At 67.4% G+C, this 21,471-nt stretch carries 18 protein-coding genes and 7 pseudogenes; 9 read left to right on the top strand and 16 right to left on the bottom strand.

The genetic code is table 11. The annotated features are described in order from the left end of the window. Positions 1-88 precede the first annotated feature (88 nt). The gene (locus NW895_RS34280; protein WP_289940659.1) at positions 89-259 is read right to left on the bottom strand and encodes an integrase core domain-containing protein; all 171 of its coding nucleotides are present in this window, start codon (positions 257-259) and stop codon (positions 89-91) included. A gap of 94 nt (positions 260-353) precedes the next feature. Here NW895_RS34280 and NW895_RS34275 point away from each other — a divergent pair. Continuing rightward, a pseudogene (locus NW895_RS34275) lies at positions 354-1,593 on the top strand (IS256 family transposase). Positions 1,594-1,604: 11 nt separating this feature from the next. On the opposite strand, the pseudogene NW895_RS34270 reads toward NW895_RS34275, so the two are convergent. Then, positions 1,605-2,328 (bottom strand): annotated as a pseudogene (locus NW895_RS34270) (transposase); the annotation flags it as partial. 71 nt (positions 2,329-2,399) lie between these two features. Between NW895_RS34270 and NW895_RS34265 the strand changes: the two are divergent. After that, complete coding sequence (locus NW895_RS34265) at positions 2,400-2,783, top strand: hypothetical protein (protein ID WP_289940658.1); 384 nt, start codon at positions 2,400-2,402, stop codon at positions 2,781-2,783. A 50-nt stretch (positions 2,784-2,833) separates the two neighbouring features. On the opposite strand, the gene NW895_RS34260 is transcribed toward NW895_RS34265, so the two are convergent. From NW895_RS34260 to NW895_RS34250, 3 genes and pseudogenes are all read right to left on the bottom strand, one after another. Continuing rightward, the gene (locus NW895_RS34260) at positions 2,834-3,097 is read right to left on the bottom strand and encodes a hypothetical protein (protein ID WP_289940657.1); all 264 of its coding nucleotides are present in this window, start codon (positions 3,095-3,097) and stop codon (positions 2,834-2,836) included. Positions 3,098-3,229: 132 nt separating this feature from the next. Beyond that, positions 3,230-4,120, bottom strand: a pseudogene (locus NW895_RS34255) (IS481 family transposase); the annotation flags it as partial. Positions 4,121-4,191: 71 nt separating this feature from the next. Further along, positions 4,192-4,557, bottom strand: a complete 366-nt coding sequence (locus tag NW895_RS34250) for a VOC family protein (RefSeq protein WP_289940656.1) — start codon at positions 4,555-4,557, stop codon at positions 4,192-4,194. 92 nt (positions 4,558-4,649) lie between these two features. Here NW895_RS34250 and NW895_RS34245 point away from each other — a divergent pair, with 92 nt between their 5' ends. Further along, on the top strand, positions 4,650-5,612 hold the full coding sequence (locus NW895_RS34245) for a WYL domain-containing protein (protein ID WP_289940655.1): 963 nt from the start codon (positions 4,650-4,652) through the stop codon (positions 5,610-5,612). A gap of 29 nt (positions 5,613-5,641) precedes the next feature. Here NW895_RS34245 and NW895_RS34240 read toward each other — a convergent pair. Beyond that, positions 5,642-6,007, bottom strand: a pseudogene (locus NW895_RS34240) (transposase); the annotation flags it as partial. Positions 6,008-6,445: 438 nt separating this feature from the next. Here NW895_RS34240 and NW895_RS34235 point away from each other — a divergent pair. Then, the gene (locus NW895_RS34235) at positions 6,446-7,192 is read left to right on the top strand and encodes a phosphotransferase (protein WP_289940654.1); all 747 of its coding nucleotides are present in this window, start codon (positions 6,446-6,448) and stop codon (positions 7,190-7,192) included. An 81-nt stretch (positions 7,193-7,273) separates the two neighbouring features. On the opposite strand, the pseudogene NW895_RS34230 reads toward NW895_RS34235, so the two are convergent. Continuing rightward, positions 7,274-7,987: pseudogene (locus NW895_RS34230) on the bottom strand (IS5 family transposase); the annotation flags it as partial. A 326-nt stretch (positions 7,988-8,313) separates the two neighbouring features. On the opposite strand from NW895_RS34230, the pseudogene NW895_RS41350 reads away from it, so the two are divergent. After that, positions 8,314-9,085, top strand: a pseudogene (locus tag NW895_RS41350) (IS5 family transposase). A gap of 151 nt (positions 9,086-9,236) precedes the next feature. Here the strand turns inward: NW895_RS41350 and NW895_RS34215 are convergent. Both NW895_RS34215 and NW895_RS34210 read right to left on the bottom strand, forming a co-directional pair. Continuing rightward, positions 9,237-9,533: a hypothetical protein gene (locus NW895_RS34215; protein WP_289940675.1), complete on the bottom strand. Its 297-nt coding sequence runs from the start codon at positions 9,531-9,533 to the stop codon at positions 9,237-9,239. A gap of 76 nt (positions 9,534-9,609) precedes the next feature. Next, positions 9,610-9,945: a hypothetical protein gene (locus NW895_RS34210; protein WP_289940653.1), complete on the bottom strand. Its 336-nt coding sequence runs from the start codon at positions 9,943-9,945 to the stop codon at positions 9,610-9,612. A gap of 326 nt (positions 9,946-10,271) precedes the next feature. Between NW895_RS34210 and NW895_RS34205 the strand changes: the two genes are divergently transcribed. Both NW895_RS34205 and NW895_RS34200 read left to right on the top strand, forming a co-directional pair. Next, positions 10,272-10,439, top strand: coding sequence for a hypothetical protein (locus NW895_RS34205; RefSeq protein ID WP_289940652.1), 168 nt, complete (start codon positions 10,272-10,274; stop codon positions 10,437-10,439). Between the two features lie 158 nt (positions 10,440-10,597). Continuing rightward, a complete protein-coding gene (locus tag NW895_RS34200) occupies positions 10,598-11,203 on the top strand; it encodes a TIGR03086 family metal-binding protein (RefSeq protein WP_289940651.1) in 606 nt (201 codons plus the stop codon). Between the two features lie 99 nt (positions 11,204-11,302). Here NW895_RS34200 and NW895_RS41345 read toward each other — a convergent pair. Beyond that, a pseudogene (locus tag NW895_RS41345) lies at positions 11,303-11,521 on the bottom strand (transposase); the annotation flags it as partial. Between the two features lie 211 nt (positions 11,522-11,732). Here NW895_RS41345 and NW895_RS34195 point away from each other — a divergent pair. Further along, positions 11,733-12,782, top strand: coding sequence for a helix-turn-helix transcriptional regulator (locus tag NW895_RS34195; protein WP_289940650.1), 1,050 nt, complete (start codon positions 11,733-11,735; stop codon positions 12,780-12,782). A gap of 457 nt (positions 12,783-13,239) precedes the next feature. Here NW895_RS34195 and NW895_RS34190 read toward each other — a convergent pair whose 3' ends face one another. The 6 genes from NW895_RS34190 to NW895_RS34165 all read right to left on the bottom strand — a co-directional run bounded on the left by NW895_RS34190 (position 13,240) and on the right by NW895_RS34165 (position 19,833). Then, positions 13,240-15,432, bottom strand: coding sequence for a peptidase domain-containing ABC transporter (locus NW895_RS34190; RefSeq protein ID WP_289940649.1), 2,193 nt, complete (start codon positions 15,430-15,432; stop codon positions 13,240-13,242). After that, positions 15,432-18,593, bottom strand: coding sequence for a type 2 lanthipeptide synthetase LanM family protein (locus tag NW895_RS34185; RefSeq protein WP_289940648.1), 3,162 nt, complete (start codon positions 18,591-18,593; stop codon positions 15,432-15,434). Before NW895_RS34185 ends, NW895_RS34190 begins: the two co-directional genes overlap by 1 nt. Before the next feature lie 138 nt (positions 18,594-18,731). Next, positions 18,732-18,959: a mersacidin/lichenicidin family type 2 lantibiotic gene (locus NW895_RS34180; RefSeq protein WP_289940647.1), complete on the bottom strand. Its 228-nt coding sequence runs from the start codon at positions 18,957-18,959 to the stop codon at positions 18,732-18,734. Positions 18,960-18,984: 25 nt separating this feature from the next. Beyond that, entirely contained in the window at positions 18,985-19,203 is a 219-nt protein-coding gene (locus tag NW895_RS34175; RefSeq protein WP_289940646.1) for a mersacidin/lichenicidin family type 2 lantibiotic, read from the bottom strand. 38 nt (positions 19,204-19,241) lie between these two features. Then, positions 19,242-19,457, bottom strand: coding sequence for a mersacidin/lichenicidin family type 2 lantibiotic (locus NW895_RS34170; protein WP_289940645.1), 216 nt, complete (start codon positions 19,455-19,457; stop codon positions 19,242-19,244). Positions 19,458-19,677: 220 nt separating this feature from the next. Next, the gene (locus tag NW895_RS34165; RefSeq protein WP_289940644.1) at positions 19,678-19,833 is read right to left on the bottom strand and encodes a hypothetical protein; all 156 of its coding nucleotides are present in this window, start codon (positions 19,831-19,833) and stop codon (positions 19,678-19,680) included. 653 nt (positions 19,834-20,486) lie between these two features. Here NW895_RS34165 and NW895_RS34160 point away from each other — a divergent pair. After that, positions 20,487-20,873, top strand: coding sequence for a hypothetical protein (locus NW895_RS34160; protein ID WP_289940643.1), 387 nt, complete (start codon positions 20,487-20,489; stop codon positions 20,871-20,873). Positions 20,874-21,471 lie beyond the last annotated feature (598 nt).

Raw genomic sequence — 21,471 nt, 5'->3', positions numbered from 1 at the left:
ACACAGCCCCACCAACACCATCCATAAACATCCCTCCCAGACTCCCACCCACCATCCAACCCCCCACTCAAAACCCACTCGCACCCCACTAGATGTATGAGGGCTCGACGTTGATGACGCTCTCGCGCAGGCATGCTGCTGGCGGCTTTCCGGCGGCAGCACTATGCGGCCGGTGGTAGTTGTAGTGGATGTTCCACACTGCGATCGCGGCTGACCGGGGAGCAATGCTGGAGACCTGTGGATCAGTTCCGGCAGGCACGCGGAAGACGTACCTTCTCGAATGATCCTTTGATGGTCAGCGAGTAGGCCCGCGTTGCAGCGCGGGTCGGGAAGGTACGCCCGCGCTCAGCGTAGTGACCGACGGCGGCTCCACCCAGTCCGGCTCCCTGATCGACGAGATCGTCCGGGAGGGCGCCCGCCGGATGCTGGCTGCCGCTCTGGAGGGCGGAAGTCAACCAGTACATAGCCGAGTTGACCGCCGAGATTGACGAGCACGGGCGGCGCCTGGTGGTCCGCAACGGCCACCACAAGGCGAGGACCGTGGTCACTGCCGCCGGACCGGTCGAGGTCAGAGCTCCGCGGGTGAACGACCGCCGCGTCGACGACGCCACCGGCGAGCGCAAGCGGTTCTCCTCGAAGATCCTGGCGCCGTGGCGCCGCAAGTCGCCGAAGATCTCAGAGGTGTTGCCGCTGCTCTACCTGCACGGCCTGGCGTCCGGAGACTTCGTCCCCGCCCTGGAGCAGTTCCTCGGCGGCACCGCCGGCCTGTCCCCGGCCACCGCCACCCGGCTGACCAAGCAGTGGAGCGAGGACCACGCCGCCTTCCAGACCCGGGACCTGTCGGATCGCGACTTCGTCTACGTCTGGGCCGACGGCGTGCACCCCAAGGTCCGACTCGGCCAAGCCCACTCCTGCGTCCTGGTCCTGCTCGGCGTCCGGCTGGACGGCACCAAGGAACTGATCGCCCTGGCCGAGGGCCTGCGGGAGTCGACCGAGCCGTGGGCCGACCTGCTGCGCGACTGCCGCCGACGCGGCATGCGCGACCCTGAGCTGGTCATCGGGGACTGCGCCATAGGCCTTTGGCGGGCGCTCGCCGAGGTGTTCCCGGCCGCGAGGCCGCAGAGGTGCTGGGTTCACAAATCCCGCAATGTCACCAACTTCCTGCCCAAGTCCGCACTGCCCGGCGCGACGAAGGCAATGCAGGAGATCTACAACGCCGAGTCCCGCACTCACGCCGAGAAGGCGATCGAGGCGTTCGCGAAGACCTACGGCGCCAAGTTCCCCAAGGCCGTCGCGAAGATCACCGAGGACCGGGACGAACTGCTCGCGTTCTACGACTTCCCGGCCGAGCACTGGATCCACCTGCGGACCACCAACCCCATCGAGTCGACCTTCTCCACGGTCAAGCTCCGCACCAAGGTCACCCGAGGCGCCAGCAGCCCGGCGGCCGCGCTCGCGATGGTGTTCAAACTGGTCGAGTCCGCCCAGGCGCGGTGGCACGCGATCACCGGAGCCCACCTGGTCCCCCTGGTCCGCGCCGGTGCACGCTTCGAGAACGGCATCCTGGTCGAACGGTCCGAGGTGGCGGCGTGAAGGACATGCATTGCGTGGTGAACCCCGTCGCCTTTGAGGCGGCAGTCGCGGAGGATCTTCCAGGTCTTCAAGCGGGCGAAGACGTGCTCGACGCGGGCGCGGACTTTACGGTGCGAACGGTTGTGCTCTTCTTTCCAGTCCGGGAGTTCGGCCCGCCCGCGTTCGCGGCGGTGCGGGATGACCAGACCGGTGCCGCGGTAGCCACCGTCCGCGATCACCGTGGTGTGGCCGACGACGTTCTTCACGCCGGACAGTTCCCGCGCCTTGCAGTCGTTGCGGTTGCCGGACACTGGCCGGCCGACGGCGACGGAGAGCCGGGTCTCGGCATCGATGACGACCTGATGATTGGTGGAGTACCGGTAATTTTCCGACTGCTCGGCGATGGTGTGGTCGCGGGTGGGCACCAAGGTGCCGTCCACGATCAGCACGGTGCGGTTGCGGAACCGTCTGTGGGCTGGAATGCGAGCGACGGGCCGAGGCCGCCGATGATGCGGTCGGCTGCCGACTTCAATATCCCGAACCCCGGCGCCAATTGGGGCAGGGTGAGGTTCGTGCGCCAGTACGCGGCGACCAGCAACACTCGGTCCTTGAGCGACAGACTCCAGGGCCGCCTTTGCGGACCGGGCCGGCACCCTCACGCCGCAGCGCGGTGACCAGCTTGCCGAACTGCCGAGGGTTCAGCCCGGTGAACGGAGCTATCCAGGACGACTCCGACGCCGTGATCACACCAGTCACGGCGAGTCATTTCAGTTGCTGTCGCCCTTCCCTGAGGCCGATCCTGTGTGCTCGGTCAACGAGGAGGACATGTGGGGCTCGTTCTGTTCCCAGGAGACGATGACACCAGCAGCCCGGACGTCTCGTGGTCCTACACCGGCTTCGGAGTGTTCCGGCGGTGGCTTGCACAGGCCGAGGGGTTCGCACTCGACGAGATGCACGGCTTCGGCGGACAGCGCCCGTGGAACGAGGTCTTCACCGCCCTGGCACCACTCCTCAACCATCCCGATGATGACGGCCCCGACCTCACGCCGGCCCAGTGCGCCGCGATCCTGCCCCGCCTGCAGGAGGTCGCCGACCAGCCTCAAGGCGGAAGCACCGACCCACTTCTCCAACGGCACATAGACGACGCCGGACAGTTGGTGGTCGTCTTGCAGCTCTGCATCGAGAAGGACGTCGACCTTCTCTTCGGCTGACACCGGCGGGCGTTACCGGCTCACTGCGACCAGCAGTTACGGGACAACGCTTAGTCGTCGTTCGGCAGGTACCACCCGTGCTCGCGATGCCTAGGCTTTGGTGGGTTCGGGTTCTCGCGGGCATAGGCCTCGTTTGCACGGCGCGTCATCTCTTCGTCGTAGTGGTGCAGCTCGTCGTAGAGTTTCGACGCCTCGTTGACATCCCCACTAGATACGTAACGCTGTCGCAGCGCCTCGCGCTCGTCTTCGAGTTCCGCGTCGGCCAGCGGGCGGAGGCTACCGAGGCCACGCGCGATGGAGTCGAAGATGCCCATGCGTTGATGTTGTCACACTGGGGGCTACCGCCGCGCCGTTGTCCGCCAATACCGCCTCGTAGGTGCGCGAAAACGCCCGGCTCGCGGCCGCCGAGATCACCGCGCCGGAAGGCCCCATCCACAACTCTTGACTATTGCTCCTGACCGGGCGTCCTTGCTGGTGAACTCGCGGGCGTAGAGGACTTCCTCGGCCATGATGCGCTGGTAGCGCTCCACCTTCCCCTTGTGCCGAGGTGTGTATGGCTTGGTTCTCTGATGCCGGGTGCCTTGCCCGACGATGCGGACGAAGTCGCCGGAGCGGTAGCAAGCGCCATTGTCGGTGACGACCCGGTGGATGTGGTTGATGCCGTGGGCGGCGAACCAGACCTTCGCCCGGGCGAGGAAAGCAGCAGCCGTCGCGCCCTTCTCATCGCCCAGCGGTTCTGTGTAGGCGAGCCGTGAGAAACCGTCGACGACGGAGTGCAGGTAGACATGGCCACGCTTTGCCCCGGCCGACTTCGCCCGACTAGCCACCTTGGCCTGATCGCTGTTCCGGCCGTGGATCCGCCACCCGCCGCCATCAGGGGTCCGGTCGACCTTCTTCACATCCAGGTGCACCATGTGTCCGGGCCAGCGAGCAGGGATCTCCCCCGGCTTCCGGTTGTTCTCACCGCCTGGGTCGAGGAAGCGGCGTTTGCCGAGGCCGAGCCGGATCAGATGTCCGCTAACAGTTCGCCGGTCGATCACAAAACCGATACTGACAAGTTCGTCGGTGATCCGTTGCGCGGACCACTTGAGCTCGCGGCGCCAGGACTCGATCTGCTCGATGACCCGTGCTGGAGTCGCGTTCGGACTCCGGTGCGGACTCGACGGCCGGTCTTGCAATCCCGTATCACCGTGTAGCCGCCAGCGATTTACCCACTTGCTGGCGCATGTGCGAGAGATACCCATCTCAGCGGCGACGTGGGCGATGGGACGTGTCTGGCACCGCTTCACGAGCCGCCTACGGCCCTCGACGCTCAGGGGCGCATTCGCGTGGGGCACTCGTCGTCCTCTCGAAGCCAGACGACGGCAGGCGCGACACCTATCGTGCGCGCCTGCCGCATTGCGGCCTCTCAGTCCTGCGGTGCGACGCGGATACGGTTCCCGTCAGGATCGGCTGCGAGGAAGGTCAGCCCGAACCCCGCATCATGAGGCTCGCACAGGATCGTGACCCCCTTGGACTTCCACTGCTCAAAGGTCGCGTTGACCTCATCGGGTCCACCGTCGATGGCCAGGCAAACCTCACTGGTGCGCGGGACGTCCGGTGACAGATCCTCGAACTGGCCAGACCACAGACCGAGGTCAGCGCCTGACCCGAGGTCGAAGGTGATGTATCCCGGAGTCTCGAACGAGGGGCTCATGCCGAGGAGGTCGCCGTAGAAACGAGCTGCGGCGGGAGCGTCGTTCACGTAGACGATGGACACGACGGATGTGGTCATGGTTGTTCCTTCTCACAGGTCGTAGGTACGCATCCACCAGCCTGACCGGGATATGCGCCGCATCGTGTCGCAATTACTGAAAAAATTGGTGTGTGACCCCAGACCGCTTCTTCACCCTGATGCTGCTCCTCAAATCGAGGGATGCCGTGACCACACAGGAACTCGCCTCAGCGCTCGGGGTGTCCCTTCGAACCATCACCCGAGATCTGAACTGGCTCCGCGACGCCGGCCTACCGGTGACCGCACACCGGGGCCGCCTCGGAGGCGTGACCATGCTGCCCGGATCCGGACTCGACCTCACGCGACTCACACCGGGCGAGCGTGATCATCTGTCGCTCACTGGGCTGGATGAGAAGCAACGTGCGGAGCTCAACGCATCGGTCGAAAGCCAGCGCGCGCTCTCCAAGATCGCCGCTACACAGCCACGTCGAGTTCATGAGCTCCTGCCGCTCACCGACGTAGTGCACGTGGACAGCCGTCCCTGGCGTCAGGCACGAGCTTTCGGCACTCCGGCTTCGCTGATCGGCCCGGTGCGGAGAGGTCGCCGGCTACGGATCGAATACGACAGCCCACGCGAGTCATGCCCACGCGACCTGGTCGTGGATCCCTACGGGCTGTTCGCCAAGGCCGGCATCTGGTACCTCGTCGCCGATTGTGCCCGAGCGCCACGGATGTACCGACTCGAACGGATCACGACGTGGAAAGAAGTCGACCAGCCACGACGGATCCGCGAGAACCAGACTCTGGCCACCGTCGCTGCAGCGCTCATTGATCAGTGGGAACACAACCACGCGATAGAGGTCAGCGCCACCATCGACCAGGCCCAGATCGAGCGAGCGCAACGGATCTTTGGCCTACGACTCGTCCGGGACGGCCATGAAGAATCCGCCACCGGCCACAAGGTAACAATCCGCTTCCTGCATATAGAGGATGTGCGAGCACTACTGCCGTTCGGGAGCGCCATCACTGTGCACGGCCCCACCGAAGCCAGGGCTCACCTCCGCGACCTCGCCACCAATCTTGCCCACCACTATGCGCCGTCACCAACGTCCTGACCCGCAACACCTAGGTTCTGTCTCTTTGGTCAGCGTCCTGCCCAGATGAGGATGGCGGCGAGGTGGAGTGCGGCCTGGTAGGCGATGGCGAGTTTGTCAGTTCGTGTGGCCAGGCCGCGCCACTGCTTGAGGCGGTTGATGCACCGCTCGACGGTGTTGCGCTGCTTGTAGGTATCCGCGTCGAAGCCGGGTGGGTGGCCGACCTGGTCGGACGGCTGCAGGATGACCGCGCGGATCTGCCGGCGACGCAGGTGGCCGCGGATCCGCGGGATGACCGCCTCGCAGGCGGCCGCGTCACCGGCCTGGCCCGCTGTGATGGCCAGAGCCAAGGGCCGTGCATGGCTGTCTGCGGCCAGATGGATCTTCGTGCTCAGCCCGCCGCGGGAGCGTCCGAGTGCGTGGTCGGCCAGCTCGTTTCGCCCTTCGGCCCCCTTTTGAGGGCTCCGGCGGCGTGCTGGTGGGCCCGCACGACAGTGGAGTCGACCATCATCATCCGGCGCTGAAGAGAGCGATGCCCAGCCAGACGAACACGGCAAGGAATATCAGCCCAAGAACGACGTACACAAGCCGCGACCACTGCTCAGTACATACCCAATGAGTTCCTCTCCGCGAACGATCACCATGAGCTGCACACTTGCGCCATCTTCCCCCAACAGGTAGCGCCTCGCCAAAGAAAACGTCGTCTAAGGACTCCTAACAAAAATGGTGGGCTTGACCTGGTCAGAGGGCGGTGTTGTGCACGAGGCCGCCGGGTAGCGGGACGCGGTCAGCCGCGTAATCGCACGCAATAAACCCGGCGACGTCGGCGAACACCCCCGGGATACTGGTCGCCCATGGATGAGGTCAAAGTCGTGGTCGCCCATTCCGAGCGCGCGACTCTGCGTGTCGGCGATGTGTTCCTGAAGGTGGACACCGATCAGGCGCGCATCGACGTCGAGGTCAAGGCGATGTCCCTCGCGCCGGTCCCGACCCCGGAGGTCCTATGGCGCAAACCGCCCGTGCTCGCGATCGCCGCACTCCCGGGGACGGTGCTCGGCCGTCTCGGTGAGCCGTCGACCGGGTCGCCGGCGGCGTGGGCCGCGGCGGGCGCCGCCATCCGGAAGCTGCACGAAGCGCCATTGCCGCCCTGGGCCGGCCGGCGCCGCCGGAGTCCCGACGAGTTGATGGCGGAACTCGACGGCGAGTGCGAGTTGCTCGTGACGAACGGCATCCTGCCCGCCGACCTGGTCACCCGCAACCGCCAGGTCGCCGAGGCCGCGCTCCGGCCGTGGACTCCGGCGTTCACACACGGCGACCTGCAGATCGATCACGTCTTCGTCGACGGCGACGAGGTCACGGGCATCATCGACTGGTCCGAGGCGGGCCGGGGTGATGCCCTGTTCGACCTCGCCACCTTGACGCTCGGACACGAGGAGCACCTCGACGACGTCATCGCAGGTTATGGCACCGACGTCGACCTCGACGTGATCCACGCGTGGTGGTCGTTGCGAAGCCTGCTGGTGGTTCGCTGGCTGGTCGAGCACGGCTTCGACCCCTTCGCGCCGGGCTGTGAGGTCGACGTGCTGAGATCCCGGATGTGAGGCTGTGGGGGCCGGACTGGCCACGTACGTTCTGACGCATCGAGCAGGTCATTCCCTGGAGCCCATCGCTTGCCCTTACTCTCAACAGCGTGTGGTGCGCAGTCGTCGCCAGCAGATGACGGCACAGCCGAGGGTGATGAACGCGTGGTGGATGTCGTCGCGGATCTCCCAGCGGATGCGCAGGCGGCGGAACCAGTGCAGCAGCGCGATCGCTCCTTCCACGACCCAGCGGTACACGCCCAGGCCGGATCCGTGCCCGGTGCCGCGCCGGGCGAGGTGCGGGGTGATCTGGAACCGGCGGGCCTTGTCCCGGTAGACCTCGTGGTCATAGCCGCGGTCGGCGTACAGGTGCTTGGGGCGGCGCAGTGGCCGGCCGCGCTTACCGCGGATCGGCGGGACGGCCTGGATCAACGGGATGAGTTGGGTGACGTCGTTGCGGTTGCCGCCGGTGGTCATTGCCGCGAGCGGGATGCCGTGCACCTCGACGATTACGTGGTGCTTGCTGCCGACCTTGCCCCGGTCTACCGGGGACGGACCGGTGGCCTGCCCGCCCTTCATCGCGCGGATGTGGCTGGAGTCGACCGCTGCGCGGGAGAAGTCCAGCAGCCCTGCGGCTCGCAGCTCGGAGAGCAGCAGCTCGTGCAGGTGCTGCCAGACCCCGGCCTCGTTCCAGTCCCGCAGCCGTCGCCAGCAGGTCATCCCCGAGCCGAAGCCCAGCTCCTGGGGCAGATACTCCCAGCGGATCCCGGTGTACAGCACGAACAGGATCCCGCACAGCACCTTGCGACTATCCAGACGCTTACGCCGAGAACTGACACACCGTCATTCCCGACGATTCAGAAACCTCATTTTTCAGCGGCCAGACACGAGCATCGAACCAAGCGATCCGCCGGAAAAATGGCTTCTGCGGCAATCGGTAGACCAGCTATGCGCCGCTTTCCATTCAAGAGTTCCCGTCTCATCTAGAAACCTACCGGTTCACGCGAGATCGAGAACGCACGCCCCGGTGCAACCGACACCCCGCACAGGCCCTGCTCAAGCCAGCCGCCACCGAACACCCAGGCACCACGCAGCCCTCACGGCCCTACCCCAGCGACCTGTCCGACGCCCGCTGAGAACTCATCCGCCCCACCCTCGAAGCCTGGCGCCAGGCCCGCAACGGCATCCGCAAGCCCACCCACGACCTGCGCGCCCTGATGAACGCCATCCATCCTCTACGTCGACCGCACCGGCATCCCCTGGCGCTACCTGCCCCACGACGTCCCACCCCACCAGACCGTCTATGGCTACTTCGCCCGCTGGGAAGCCGACGGCATCTTCGACCAGCTCACCGGCCTCCTACGCGGCAAAGTCCGCCAGGCCGAAGGCCGCTCCAGCGAGCCCAGCGCCTGACTGATCGACAGCCAGAACATCAAAACCTCCGCCACCGTCCCCCTGACCAGCCAAGGCATCGACCCGGCCAAGAAAATCGGCCGCCAACGGCACATCGTCACCGACACGCTCGGCCTCCTGCTGGCCGTGGCCGTCACCGCCGCCAGCGTCCACGACTCCGCCGCCGGCACCCAACTCCTGACCAAAGTCCGCGAGCGCCACCCCACCGCCACCAAAGCCTGGGCCGACAACGGCTACAAGACCGAAGCCGTGGAACAAGCCGCCCACCTCGGCATCGACCTCGAAATCGTCCAACGCGACCCCGCCACCCGCGGCTTCCACGTCCAGCCCCGCCGCCGGGTCATCGAACGCATCCTCGGCCGGCTCATGCACCACCGCCGCCTGGCCCGCGACTACGAAACCCGCCCCCACCGCTCAGCCGCCATGATCCAACTCGCTGCCATCAACCTCATGACCCGCCGCCTCACGCATGAAACCACCACCAACTGGCGCGATTGCTAATCGAAATCAAACGGATAACGGAGAATCAAACGCTCACTTAGGATGCGGTAAGTTCCTGCGGCCGTACACCGAGTCGAAGTGGCCGTGGGCGGTCGTTGCCACTGGCGGACCTGATCTCTGCTCGTTGGACGAGATCCGGCTGGCCCGATCGTTACGGCGTGGAGAACAGGCCGGGCCCCGGAGGCGTGGGGCCGTCGGCGCGGACGCCGTTGGTGACCCGTAGGAACTCCAGCTTTTCCGCGTCGGTGGAACCCGCGGCCACTGTGTAGACGACGAGGCGGATGTCACAGCCTGGGACGGTGAGCACGTCGCAGTCGCAGATCACCTCACCCACCTGGGGGTGTACGACGGTCTTGCGGGCCGAGACGTGCGGGCCGACCGTGCCCTCGTCCCACAGGCGGGCGAACTCCGCGCTGGTGGACCGCAGTTCCTCTACGAAGCTCATCACCGCCGCCGCATCAAGGGCAGGCACCAACACCCGAGTCCCCGGCCGTTGATCGCCGGGGGCTTTGGTGTGAGTCCGCTCAGGCGCCGAGGCGGGCGCGGATGGCCTTGGCCTTCTCCTCGGACAGCACTCCGCCGCGCGAGCCCCGGCTTCCCTCGTCGATGACACGGAAGTTGACCCACCAAGCGGGCGACGGCTCGGCACGCCCGCAGGCATCGGCCATCGCCGCCAGGCGGCGTTCTACGACCTGGGTCCGGACCTCCTGGCGCCAGTCCCCGTCCATCACCGCCACGTCGATCACCATGAGGTCGGCGTCCGGTCCGGCGTCCACCAGGAGCCGCCCGCCGATCGCCGGCATGTCCGGCTCGCGCTCCACGAAGTGCACCTGGAACCCCGACCCGCGCGGGCGGGGCAAACTGCCCCACCTCGGGCACGAACACCGCGTTGGTCAGTGTCTCGGCCAGCTTGCGGCGCTGCTCCAGGCTGTGCAGAGCTTCCGCAGCCCTTCAGCTCGCCTCAAACGGCCCGGCCGAACCCGACGGTGGTCATGCTCTGCTCAGTCAGCGACGCGAAGTAGACGTCGGGCTTCGGGCCGTACGCCTCGGGCTGGATGCCGAACTCGTGAGTGGAGTACTCGCCGAACCGGTTGATGTGCTCGGTCCGGTAAGGCGAGATGCGGGCCAGGTTCTCCGGGGGCGATCTCCCAACCCCTTCTCCAACAGTTGGCAGACGATCTCCGCGATGTCCAGGACGTTGTGGAAGATCACCGCGTTCGAGGCCATCTCGTCGAAGGCGGAGAACTCGAGCAGCTCCAGCCCGGCCTCCACGGCCTTCTCCAACCCGATGCTGATCAGGTCACGCCGACCGGTTCTTCGCCGCGGCCTGCTTGCGGATCGACTGCGGCCGTGACCGGCCGGCCCCGGCGCAGGCCCGGCAGCTCGTTGTGCCTGGTACTGGCAGTCCTCTCGTCGCAGAGGGCACTGGTTCTCCTGTCGCCACAAGCCGAGAGTGGACGCATGACAACAACCTTCATCACTGTGAGGGCATCACGAATGGGGGGCTCTCCGATGAGCGATGGCGTGATCTCCAGCGGTTGGGACGTCCTGGACGCCTCCCACGAAGCACTGCGCACGGCGGTCCGCGCCGTCCCCGCCGACGGCTGGCAGCTGCCGACGCCCTGCGCGGGCTGGACCGTCGCCCAGGTCTTCCAGCACGCCGTCGGCGACCAGATCGGCTACGCCGCCGGGCTGACCGGTGAACCCGGCCCCGACTTCGACCCGTTCGCCCCATCGGGCGACATGGAGGGGGTGGACCCGGCGGCGTTCCTGGAGGACGCCCTGGCACGCGCGGCGAAGGCGTGGGCGGGGGTCGACCGGGACGTCGCCGAGGTGCCCGTGCCGGTGCCGCCGCACAGAATGTCCTCGTGGTCCGGCTCGGCAGCGTGTGGGCTGGACGCAGCGGTCCACGCCTGGGACATCGCCCGGGCGACGGGCCGGCCGTCGCCGCTCACGTCCGAGTTGGCCCGCCCTCTCCTCAAGGTCGCCAGGGAGATCGTCGAGCCGCTGCGCCCCCGCGGCGCGTACACCGCCGCCCTGGCCCCCGACGAGGGCGACGACGACGTGGCGGTCCTCCTGCGTTACCTCGGCCGCGACCCTCGCTGGAGCGTCTCTTGACCCCCGCTCCCTACGCGGTGACAAGGCGACCACGGCGGCACGTACGACGCTCATGCGGGCGCCGGGGGGGTGCGGGCGAAGGGGGCTGCTCGACGGGGGCCTGACCCGTCGTTCTTCGGCGTTGTCTTCCTCCTGGCCGCGCAGCAGGGGGTGTCCGGCCCTTCTGCGATGCGGGATGATCAGCTCGGTGCCCAGGTAAGCGCCGTCCGCGATCACCGTCGTTCCTGCGGCCATGGCGGGCAGGTCTGACTCGCGCCAGACCTGTGCGTCGGCTTTGTTGCCCGCTGCCGGCCGGGCCGACGCGATCACCAGCCGGGTGACTCTGGAGCTGGTGTGACGGGGTCAGCGGGGCCTGGATCAGCTGCTTTCAACGAGGTTAATTGGATTGCGCCGAGATTGACGTGAACGACTCTTGCCTTGCCTTCGATGAGGCAACAAGGGTGAACGTCCGTTCGGGACACGTCCCGAACAGTGCGAGGAGGGATGACGCGGCTTTGCCGCCGTCCCAGACACAAGGAGGCGGCAGTACATGGGGGAGCGGTCCCTTCCACCGGACCCGGCGACAGCAACGGACGCGGCGGAGTACGTGGGGCTGTTGCGCGCGTTGAAGGACTGGGCCGGCGTGACCTACCGGCAGTTGGAGACCCGGAGCGAGGCACTGGGGACGACCCTGCCTCGCAGCACCGTGGCGAACTTGCTTCAGCGGCCGGTCCTGCCGAGCGAAGACCAGACACTGACCTTCATACGCGCCTGTGGTTGCTCGCCCGCCCAGATAGCAGAGTGGCTGGCCGTCTACAAGCAGATCGCCGCTCTCGACGGCACACACCGGCGCGCCATGCCACAGCGCTTCATGCCACGCGAAGCCGAGTCGGCACCGGTCGTGGCACTCTCCTCGAGTGGTCCGGAGGTGCCCCTGCTGAAGGACGACGGCGCGAAGAGCGCACCGCGGCCCGCACCAGAGTCGCCCGCCCATCGTCCCCGGCCTCGTACCGAGGTAGTGCTCGCTGTCCTGACGGTGTTTGCGATCGCCCTGGCCGGAGCGATCGTCGGCCTTCGGGGCACAGGCGACGACGAACGGCCCCGAGCAGAGGAGAATGCGGCGCCGAGCCCACACGTCGACGCATCGGACCTCCCGAAGCCCGGGCCCTACAGGATCCGTGTCGCCCACTCGAGGCTGTGTCTGACCGAGAAGGTCGGCACGGATCACGGGCGGGTCTTCCAGGCCTCCTGCGCGGACACGGTTCCCCGCTTTTCACTGGAAGCCGCAGGCAAGGGCAGCTGGCGGATAGCCACCGACCACCCGGAGTTCGGCCCTGGATGCATGGGTGTGAGGGGCCAGGACCGCGCGATCGGCGCGTCAATGGAGAACGCGGCGTGCGGCAGGCGAGGCGACGCCGAGACGTTCACCCTGGAACGCACTACCGCCCCGGCCCGTGGTTTCCGACTGCGCCCACGGCACACCAACCTGTGCCTCGGCATCCGCGAGGGATCGCGGGACAGCTGGGCGGAGGTACTCCAACTGTCCTGCTCACAAGAGGGCGTGGGGCAGGTCTTCGTGTTTGAAGCGGTCAGGAGTTGAGCGGTTGGGCGGCTGCTCACGGAGTGCGACGGAGTCCCGCCCGACGGGCCGGCGGGCACAGCACATGCCCCGGCGCGGCACCATGCTGTGAGCCCGGGGGTCTATGTCAAGCCCGGGTCGTGGAGGGTGGGTCAGCCGGTTTCCAGAGGTGCTTGTGGTGCAGTGGCCGTTTGCGTGGAGGGCTTCGAACCCGGCGGGTGGGACGTGGCGACTTCGCCGTGGTCGCGGCGCCGGTTGAACCAGTCGATGTACTCGGCGACGGCGATCTCAGCGTCGTTGATGCCAGTTCAGGGGCCTTGTTGCGGGCCTCCATCAGACCCGCAGCAGTTCATCACCCCGGTTTTTGGGACGGGTCCTGAGAGGGACAGGGGACGCAGGCCTGCCGTCCGGCCCGTCCCCCTCAGGCGGCCCGGCCTAGCTCAGCAGGCCGGAGGACCGGCGACTTGAAACGTCGAGCTCAGTCGAGGCTCGCCGGCGCCGGGTCCTGCTGACTCTGCACCAGCTCCGCGTACGCGCCGTCGGCGGCGATGAGCTCTTCATGGGTGCCCTGCTCAACTATTCTGCCCTGGTCGACCACGACGATCCGGTCTGCGGAACGCACGGTGCTGAGCCGGTGCGCGATCACTATGCGGGTGCAGTGGAGTTCTCGAAGGTTGCGCTGGACGGTTTCCTCGGTGAGGGTGTCGAGGTGGCTCGTCGCCTCGTCCATCAGCAGCACGCTCGGCCGCCCGACGAGGGCCCGGGCCAGCCCGAGCCGCTGGCGCTGACCGCCGGACATACCGCTGCCCCGCTCCCCGAGCGCGGTGAAGTACCCCAACGGCATGCGCTCGATGTCGGCGTGCAGGCAGGCGATGGTGGCGGCCTCGACGACGTCATCGACGCCCACGCCCGGCCGGTTGATCCTGATGTTGTCGAGGATGCTGCCGCTGAACACCGAGCTGTCCTGGACGACCACGCCGAACCGGGAGCGAACCGACTCCACGTCGAACCGGTCGATCGGAACGCCGTCGAGCAGCACCCGCCCCTCCACCGGCTGGTAGAGCCCCAGCATCAGCCGCGCCAGCGTGCTCTTGCCTGATCCGGACCTGCCCACGACCGCCACCATGCTGCCGGCGGGTATGTGCAGGTCGATGGCGTCCACGGCGGGCGGCGCATCCGGCTGGTACCGGTAGCGCACCGACTCCAGCCGGATATCGCCGCGGACGGCGGGGACCTCGGGCCGCGGGTCCGGCTGTTCCGGAGGCTCGGCGAGCACGTCGCGCAGGCGCCGTACGTGTACCCCCGCTCCCTGCAGGGCGTGGTACGTCTGGGAGAGCGTACTGATGGGGCTCAGTGCCATACCCGCCAGGGTGTTGGCGCCGACCAGGGTGCCGACGGACATGTTCCCGTCCATCACCAGCCAGGCGCCCGTCCACAGCAGCACCAGCGGGGCGCCCAACCTGGTCAGGTCCATGACGCCGTCCATCTTGTTGCTCACGGTGCCCTTGCGCAGAGTCGAGGCCAACTGTCGCTCGTACAGCTCCTGCCAGCGGTCCAGGGCGACCCGTTCGGCGCCTGCCGCCTTGAGGGTCTCGATGCCCGACAGCGACTCCACGAGCTGCGCCTGCGCCGACGTCATCGCACTGATCTCCTGACGGCTGGTCTCCCGCACCCGAGGGGTGAAGGCGAGCGCGATCACGATCTGGCACGCGGCCGCTCCCATCACCACCAGGGCCATGGACGGGGCCAGTCGCCAGAGGACGACGATGTAGAGCAGGCCCATGCCGCCGTCGAGGACGAGGGAGAGGGTGTGGGACGTGAGTACCTCGCGCACCAGCATGCTGCTGGAGACGCGGGTGAGGATGTCGCCGCTGTTCCTGAGCTGGAAGTAGGGATACGACAGCCGGAACAGATGGCGCAGGAACGACGTCATGAGGGCGTGGTCGATCCGGTTGCGCATGTGCAGCAGCAGCTGGTTCCGGATGAAACCGATCAGCGCCTGGCCTACGACCAGAGCGGAGATGCCCAGCCCGAGCGTGTACATCACCTGGGGGGAACTGCTCCCGACCACCTCGTCGAGGACGTACTGGGTGATCAGCGCGGGGAGCAGCCCCAGAGCGGTCAGCAGCGCGGAGACACCGAGTACGCCGGCGATGAGCGCGGGACGCCGGGGCGCGTACCGGGCGAGGAAGCCCAGGACCTCGCCGCGTGGTCTGGCCTTCGCCCGGAACTCAGGGCCCGGTGCGAGAACGAGCACCACACCGCTGAAGGAGCCGTCGAACTCCTCGCGGGAGATCTTCTTCCGGCCTTCGGACGGATCCACGATGGTGGCGTGGTGCGCGTCGATCTCCTCGAGCACCACGTAATGGTTGAGATTCCAGTGCAGCAGTGCGGGGAGCGTGAGCTTCGCGAGCGCCCACGGCTCCGCCCGGTATGCCTCGACCGTCAGGCCGTACTCCTCGGCAGTGGCGGCAAGCGCGGCGGCGTTGGCGCCGTCACGGCCGATGCCGAGACGGTCACGGACCTCCGGCACGGTCACGTGGTGGCCGTGGGCGCAGAGGAGCATGGCGAGGCAGGCGGCTCCGCACTCGGCGATGCTGTCCTGCAGCAGTACGGGAACCCGGGTGCGAGCTCCGCCGGGACGGAGCCGCACCCACCGGCTGTCACCCATCAGGCGTCTGCCTCCCGCGACGGCGGGTCCAGCAGCAGCACGGAGGGGACCTGGTCCGGATAGGCCAGCCGCAGCAGGTTGTAGCCGATGCCGGCCCGGCCGTACATCAGCCCCGGGAGTGACTCGGGGCTGAGCTGGCCGGTGAGCCAGCCGTCCCTGCCTAGCTCCAGCAGAGCCGCTACCGCCCGCTGGACGCGGTGTACGCCGGCGTCGTCCCCGCGGTGCCGAGCAGCCAGGTGGAGGAACTCCAGGTTGCCCAGGTCGCCATGGCACATGCCGTTGTTCCCGGAGGAGTTGAGCGACGTCCCGTCCACGCCGAAGTGGGCCGCTCGCGTGGTGCGCTCGGCAGTGCGCAAGTCCTCCTCGGCCAGTCTCCGGAGCGACAACGTGCCCTCGTCGGCCTGCTCGACGGTCCGCAGGATGCCCAGGCGGCTCATCCCCACCCCCGGGGCGCCGTGGCACCAGGCCATGCCGCAGCCGTTGCCGCCGCCCATGTCCTCGTACCGCAGGTCGGGCCAGTTGCCCTGCTTGGCGTCGAGGGTGGAACGCTCGTAGAGCAGGGCCTGTTCGACAACCTGCGGGTACTCGGGCCGTGGCCGCACGGCATGCAGGCGAGCGAGCGCGTAGGCGATCCCGGAGGCGCCGTGGGACATTCCGGTGAGGGGCGCGGGACCGAGGTTGGTCCGCCACCCCATGCCTTCGCCGGTGCGCTCGGCGGTGAGCAACAGCCGTTCCGCGGCCCGTTCGGCGGTGCGGACCGCGGCGGAGTCCGGACGTACGGCGTGCAGCGCCAGCGCGGCGAGGATCGCTCCCGCGCTGCCCATGATGACGTCGTACTTGGTGTCGTGTGCGATGTGCTGGTCGAGGGTGGTCAGGGTGCGCTCGGCGGCGTCGAGGAGGTCGGCCCGCTGATGGAGAACACCGGCGTGGGTGAGGTAGTAGACCATGCTGCCGGTCACGCCGAAGGCACCGGCATCGGCCTGTTCCTTGAGAGCTTCGCTGAGCAGCGGTGCGGGCGTGTCCGCTATTTGGTCGGCGGCGGCGAGTGCCTGCCCTTTCAGGGAGTCCGCGGTCAGCTCCGCGTACTCAAGCAGCCGTGGATCGCCGCTGAGCCGTGCCGCCACGGAGAGGAACAGGCCCATTCCGGGCATGCCGGAGTACAGGTCCATGGCTGTCGGGCCGACCTGCCAGATCGACTCGTCGACGAAGTTGAGTCCGATCCAGCCCAGTCGCTCTCCCTGTCTGATGGCCGTGTCACAGAGGCTGTGCGCCAGCCGGACTGCCGCGGACAGCGAATCGTCCGGAGCGGAGGGGTGGTCCGGCAGATCCAGGCTGATGAGGCCGGCATGGGGAGTCGAGGCCGGCTCGAGGGAGTCGAACGCCCGCCGGATCAGCATGGTCTGGGTGTCGAGGTCGTTCTGGTCCAGCCGGGCGAGCCGCCTGCGTGCGGCTTCGATGGGCGCCTCGTCGAGAACGTCGGGAATCGTGACGCCCTCGCTGTCCACCAGGTCACGGGAGCCGGGCAATGAGGAGAAGAAGGGGATGTCGCCCCTGCGCAGGTCCCGCATCTCCGAGGGCACCAGCTTCTCCCATGACTGGGTGCCGTCGGCGGTGATGGCCAGGCGGGCGAGGAACCGGTCGCGGTCCAGGGCGTCGCGCAGGAAGTCGGGGTGCCTGCTGTCCTCCAGAAGGCACGTGTAGTACGCCGTGGCTCGGGCGATGTGTCTCATCCCGACATCGGCGAACCGGTCGAGAAGAGCCGACCAGCTGCTCTTGTCCGCTGCGATGGCGCGGTGGGTCCAGGCGAAACCCGCCTCGACCTCGAAAGCGTACCTCCGGGGATCGACCACCCCGCTGTCCAGCCGAGCCCTACTGGTGGTGTCACCGGGCATTTCCACATGCCGCTCGACGAACCGCATCTCGTCAGTGCCGGTGTTCTGCGGGACGGGAACGGGGATGAGTGTCTTCTGGCGCCCCTCCACCCCTACAGGGCTGGTCTCGAGCGCGTGGGCGACTCCTTCGTTGCGGACAACGAGTTTGGACGGCAGCAGGCCGACCCGGAGCACGCCGTCCACCATGAGGTCGTCGGCCGGTGTGGACCAGGGCCGCCCGGTCGTCGGAAGGGCACCGTGGAACAGCGCCTCCATGTCGACCATCACGGGGTAGGCGCCGTGGGCGATGAGGTTCTCGTGGTGGACATCCACGCCGCACAGGGCATAGTTCAGGGCAAGCAGCGCGCCAGTGCGCCAGAAGAATCCCCGGAGTTCAGCCTCTGACCGGCAGGGTTGGTGGTCCACAAAGCCGGACCAGCCGTAGCCCTCGCCCGCCAGTGTCCTCGGGGCGATGAGATCATGCTGGGGGTTCTGCCTGTGGAACCAGCTCAGCACCTCTTCCCAAGCGATGTCGGAGGCCAGGGAGCGGGGTTTGTAGACGAGCTTCTTGTGGGTGAAGCGCACGACGGCGACGCTGCGACCGCGGCGGTGGGTGTCACCGGCGCCGAACTGTACGTCGACGAGGTCGCCAAGCCCTCCGTCGCACCAGGTGTCGAGCTCGTCGAGGTCGGCCAGCAGCCGCTCGGCGAACTCGGCGCGCGAGTCGACCCAGCCGGTGAGAATGTCGCCGATGTGCCGGAGGAGGACGGGGTATTCGGCCCAGAGCTCCCGCTGTACGGACTCCTCGCCGAGCAGCCGGATGTAGTCGGCGTACCGATCTTGAGGTGTGTCGCCGCACAGACGGCCCTCGACACGGGCCACGTTGAGCTCCAGCACCATGGTGCGCACGAGGGCCTTGGTGATCTCCTCCTGTGGCCAGGCCGCACTGAGGGCGTCAGCGAGGCCGGCAAGCCGTGACCCCGCGGTGAGTTCGGAAATGCGCTGGTGGAGCTCGCGCTGGCTGCCTCGGACGAGTGCCGCGGCAGGGCGTAGGAGCGAGACGCTGACGTCTTCGGCGAACCAGGACGGAGACTCGTCCGTCTCTCCTGCTTCAGCGCGCCGTTGCAGATCCTGTACCCAGGACGGCACTGGTGCCGACCTGTCCCCCGGTCCCAGACGTGCCCGGAAGTCGTCGAGGGTGAGCCCCAGCGCCCCGGCCACAGTTGCGACGGTTTCGTCCGAGCCGAAGGCATCGATCCACCGCTTCTTCTCGACTGCACCGTCGGTCACCGCAGAGGGAGACCTCTCGTGCAGGAAGGCCGCGTTGTGCCAGGGAAGGTTACGAAGAGACATGTCCTGCCTTTCCAACGCTGCTCCCCGCGCCGCTGGGCGGCGACGCGGGGAGAGCCGGTGTATCCGGGTTGCTGATCAGCAGATCGCCAGCGAGATGCTGCAGGCGATCGGGCTGGTCAGTGTGAACGTCTGGGGGGACTGGCAGCAGCCGAAGGTCAACAGCGACTGGGAGCCGGCGCCGGCGACGGCGGCGAGCTCCGGGGCTTCGAGGCGCACGAGGCCGGGAACACCGGACGGGTGCTCCGGACTTGCCGAGAGGGTGCTCCGGTACTCCGGGTCCTTCCAGGCGCGGACGATGTCCATGTGCTGCTCCTTTACTGGTTTTTGGTCAGCAACAGCCGAGACTCGAGATGCCTTTGGTGCCTGCGCACGCCGCGATGCTGACGGTTATCCCGAAGCACCACCACGTTGTTCCGCCGGCCACTCCCGACAGTTGCGTGCGGGACATGGGGACGATTCCGGCAGGGTTCGAAGGGAATGCTGCTCGGTCGGCCACGGAGAGGGTGGCCCGGTAATCCGGGTCCTTCCATGCCTTTACCGCATCCATTTACTTCTCTTTCCTCTTGGTGTGGACGGGTGTTCAGGTCAGGGGCACACGGCCAGGGTGACGACGCACCAGACCGGGATGGTCAGAGTTGCGGTCTTGATCAGGCATATGGCGCCTGTGCCGGCACCGCCTGCCGCTGCTGCGAGCCCTGCCGAGTCGAGCTTGCTGAGCCCTGGGGTTCCCGACGGATGCTGCGGAGGGGCCGCCAGAGTCCGGCGGTACTCCGGGTCCTTCCAAGCTCGTACCGAATCCATTCAGATTCCTCCATTGGAAATCGCTGTCGTAGACACACAGGAATGCATTGCTGCCGACGATTGAGTGATCGCGGGTGGTGCGGCATTCGGGTGGTTGCATCAGAACGCGAACGGAGCGTTCTCTTCCGAATCGCTACCGGGCGTCAGGCCGAACTCCGGTGGATCTTCCGGAGCGGCCGTAGTCGGTACTCCAGTACACGCTGGTGCTCGACCAGCTCGCCTACTGCTCCACGTACACCTTCTCGCCGTGGCCGACGAAGCCAGCGTCGGCGTGGTCGGCGCCCAGGAGCACGTTCGCGTGAGCGCCGCCCGCAGTGGTGATGCCGAGGGCGATCGCAGCACAGGCCGGCACCACCCACCGTGTCACTTGCTCCATGGGTCAGCTCCTTCTCGCCGGCTGGTCGTGGTCCTGGGTGCCGGGCCGATCCCACGGTTGCCGGGGCAGCCCGAGGAGTGCAACAGGAACGGCTGTCCCGGACAGCCGGCTCGGTATCCGGACTGGTCAGAGCGTTGTCCGCAGTCTGTCCGGGACAGGGCCAGGGGCTCGACCCTCTGGTGGCCGTTCACGTCCGGGAGAAGTTCGTCGGGGTCTCCGTGGCGTTGGTGGACGGTGGACTTCAGGCACAGCCGCCAAGGTGTGGCAAACAGCGGGGCGTGCGGGCTGTGCGGCTGGGCGCGGAGGTGATCGAGGGGCTGCTGCCGGCGGGGGGCAAGGGCGGGCGGCGAGTGCTGGACACGCGGCCCTGCGTACTGTGCTGGACAACAGCGGCAGCCCCACCTCCGGGGCGGTGAGGACGATGTCGGCCCACGCACAATCCACGCCGAGATTCCTCCACGTGCCGGTCGCGGGGGGTGGCTCTCTTCACGAGACCGGACAGCAGATGTTCACTTCGGGAGGCGCCGCTGTCCGGTGCTGTTCGATTGCGGCAGCAGCACTCGCGCTTCAATCTCCGTGGGTGCCGCGCCGGATATTGACGCCCTTCCGTGCCATCGAACACGGTTGCGGAAGCAAGGTGCGATGCTGCATGTATGAACGATCTGGGCGACGCGCACCTTCGCACCTGGACGCTGCGATTTATGGCCCTGCTCGCAGCCGACACCCAGGATCAGCTTGCCTGGCTGGGCGAGCATGAGCTGGAGACGAAGGACGTCGTTGAAGAGGTGGAACTCCTCTGCCGCGTTTCCGAAGGACTCGCGGAGCGTGGAGTTTTCGCGCCCAAGGATCTGCGCGATCTTCGGGCCATCGGCCGTCGCCTCGGCGAGATCGATGCGGCCTGCCGCATTGGCCTCTGGGCCAACGCCCTGGCCACAGATCCGGCGTGGGACGACATCCGTCGTCTCGCCCGCCGTTTTCTCCTCACGACGCTGGGCGACTGGCGTCAGCCACTGCCACGCCCCGTTGATGAGAACCTTTGAAAATGGCTCTGTCCGCAGTTACGTGAATCCCTGTGTCAGGGCGGGAACGCGGGATCGTTTCGCCAGGGTGTTTCCCGCATGGCGAGCAAGACGGTCGAGGCCTTAAGGAAGCGGGATGGACCATCAGCGCCATCGCCCGCGACTGAACCTGAACCGCAAGACCGTGCGCCGCTTCCGCGACACCGACCTCGACGAGCTACTGGCCCCGGCCCGCAGCCGCCGGCCCAACGCCGTCCTGGAACCGTTAAGCCCTATCTCAATGCCCGCTTCACCGAGGTGCTCGGCCAGGTCGACAGAAAGCGGCTTTCCTGGAGATCCGTGAACACGAATACCGGGGAAGCATCCAGGTTGTCCGCAAGCACCTCGCCGCCCTGCGAGCCGGCACCGCCGAACCCGTCCGCGCCAACATACCTAGCCCGCGCAAGATCACCTCATGGATCATGCGCCCCCGTGACACTCTCACCCCAAGTCAGAAGAGCGGCTGCTTCAGATCCGGCTCGCTGCCCCGACATCACACGAGCCTGCGACCTCGCACGATGCTTCACCGACCTGGTTCACCAACTCCTCACACAGCCGTGATCACGGACAGCCCGACAAG

It is taken from the genome of Streptomyces sp. S.PNR 29, assembly GCF_030386795.1.
Classification (GTDB): Bacteria; Actinomycetota; Actinomycetes; order Streptomycetales; family Streptomycetaceae; genus Streptomyces.
This window is presented reverse-complemented; position numbering and strand designations above follow the sequence as displayed.

What these genes read in the sequence shown, in the direction of transcription:
- NW895_RS34260 (WP_289940657.1), bottom strand. Translation starts at nt 3,097, where the DNA reads ATGGGCATCTTCGACTCCATCGCGCGTGGCCTCGGTAGCCTCCGCCCG.
- NW895_RS34250 (WP_289940656.1), bottom strand. Translation starts at nt 4,557, where the DNA reads ATGACCACATCCGTCGTGTCCATCGTCTACGTGAACGACGCTCCCGCC.
- NW895_RS34235 (WP_289940654.1), top strand. Translation starts at nt 6,446, where the DNA reads ATGGATGAGGTCAAAGTCGTGGTCGCCCATTCCGAGCGCGCGACTCTG.
- NW895_RS34205 (WP_289940652.1), top strand. Translation starts at nt 10,272, where the DNA reads ATGTCCAGGACGTTGTGGAAGATCACCGCGTTCGAGGCCATCTCGTCG.
- NW895_RS34200 (WP_289940651.1), top strand. Translation starts at nt 10,598, where the DNA reads ATGAGCGATGGCGTGATCTCCAGCGGTTGGGACGTCCTGGACGCCTCC.
- NW895_RS34195 (WP_289940650.1), top strand. Translation starts at nt 11,733, where the DNA reads ATGGGGGAGCGGTCCCTTCCACCGGACCCGGCGACAGCAACGGACGCG.
- NW895_RS34190 (WP_289940649.1), bottom strand. Translation starts at nt 15,432, where the DNA reads ATGGGTGACAGCCGGTGGGTGCGGCTCCGTCCCGGCGGAGCTCGCACC.
- NW895_RS34180 (WP_289940647.1), bottom strand. Translation starts at nt 18,959, where the DNA reads ATGGACATCGTCCGCGCCTGGAAGGACCCGGAGTACCGGAGCACCCTC.
- NW895_RS34175 (WP_289940646.1), bottom strand. Translation starts at nt 19,203, where the DNA reads ATGGATGCGGTAAAGGCATGGAAGGACCCGGATTACCGGGCCACCCTC.
- NW895_RS34170 (WP_289940645.1), bottom strand. Translation starts at nt 19,457, where the DNA reads ATGGATTCGGTACGAGCTTGGAAGGACCCGGAGTACCGCCGGACTCTG.
- NW895_RS34165 (WP_289940644.1), bottom strand. Translation starts at nt 19,833, where the DNA reads ATGGAGCAAGTGACACGGTGGGTGGTGCCGGCCTGTGCTGCGATCGCC.
- NW895_RS34160 (WP_289940643.1), top strand. Translation starts at nt 20,487, where the DNA reads ATGAACGATCTGGGCGACGCGCACCTTCGCACCTGGACGCTGCGATTT.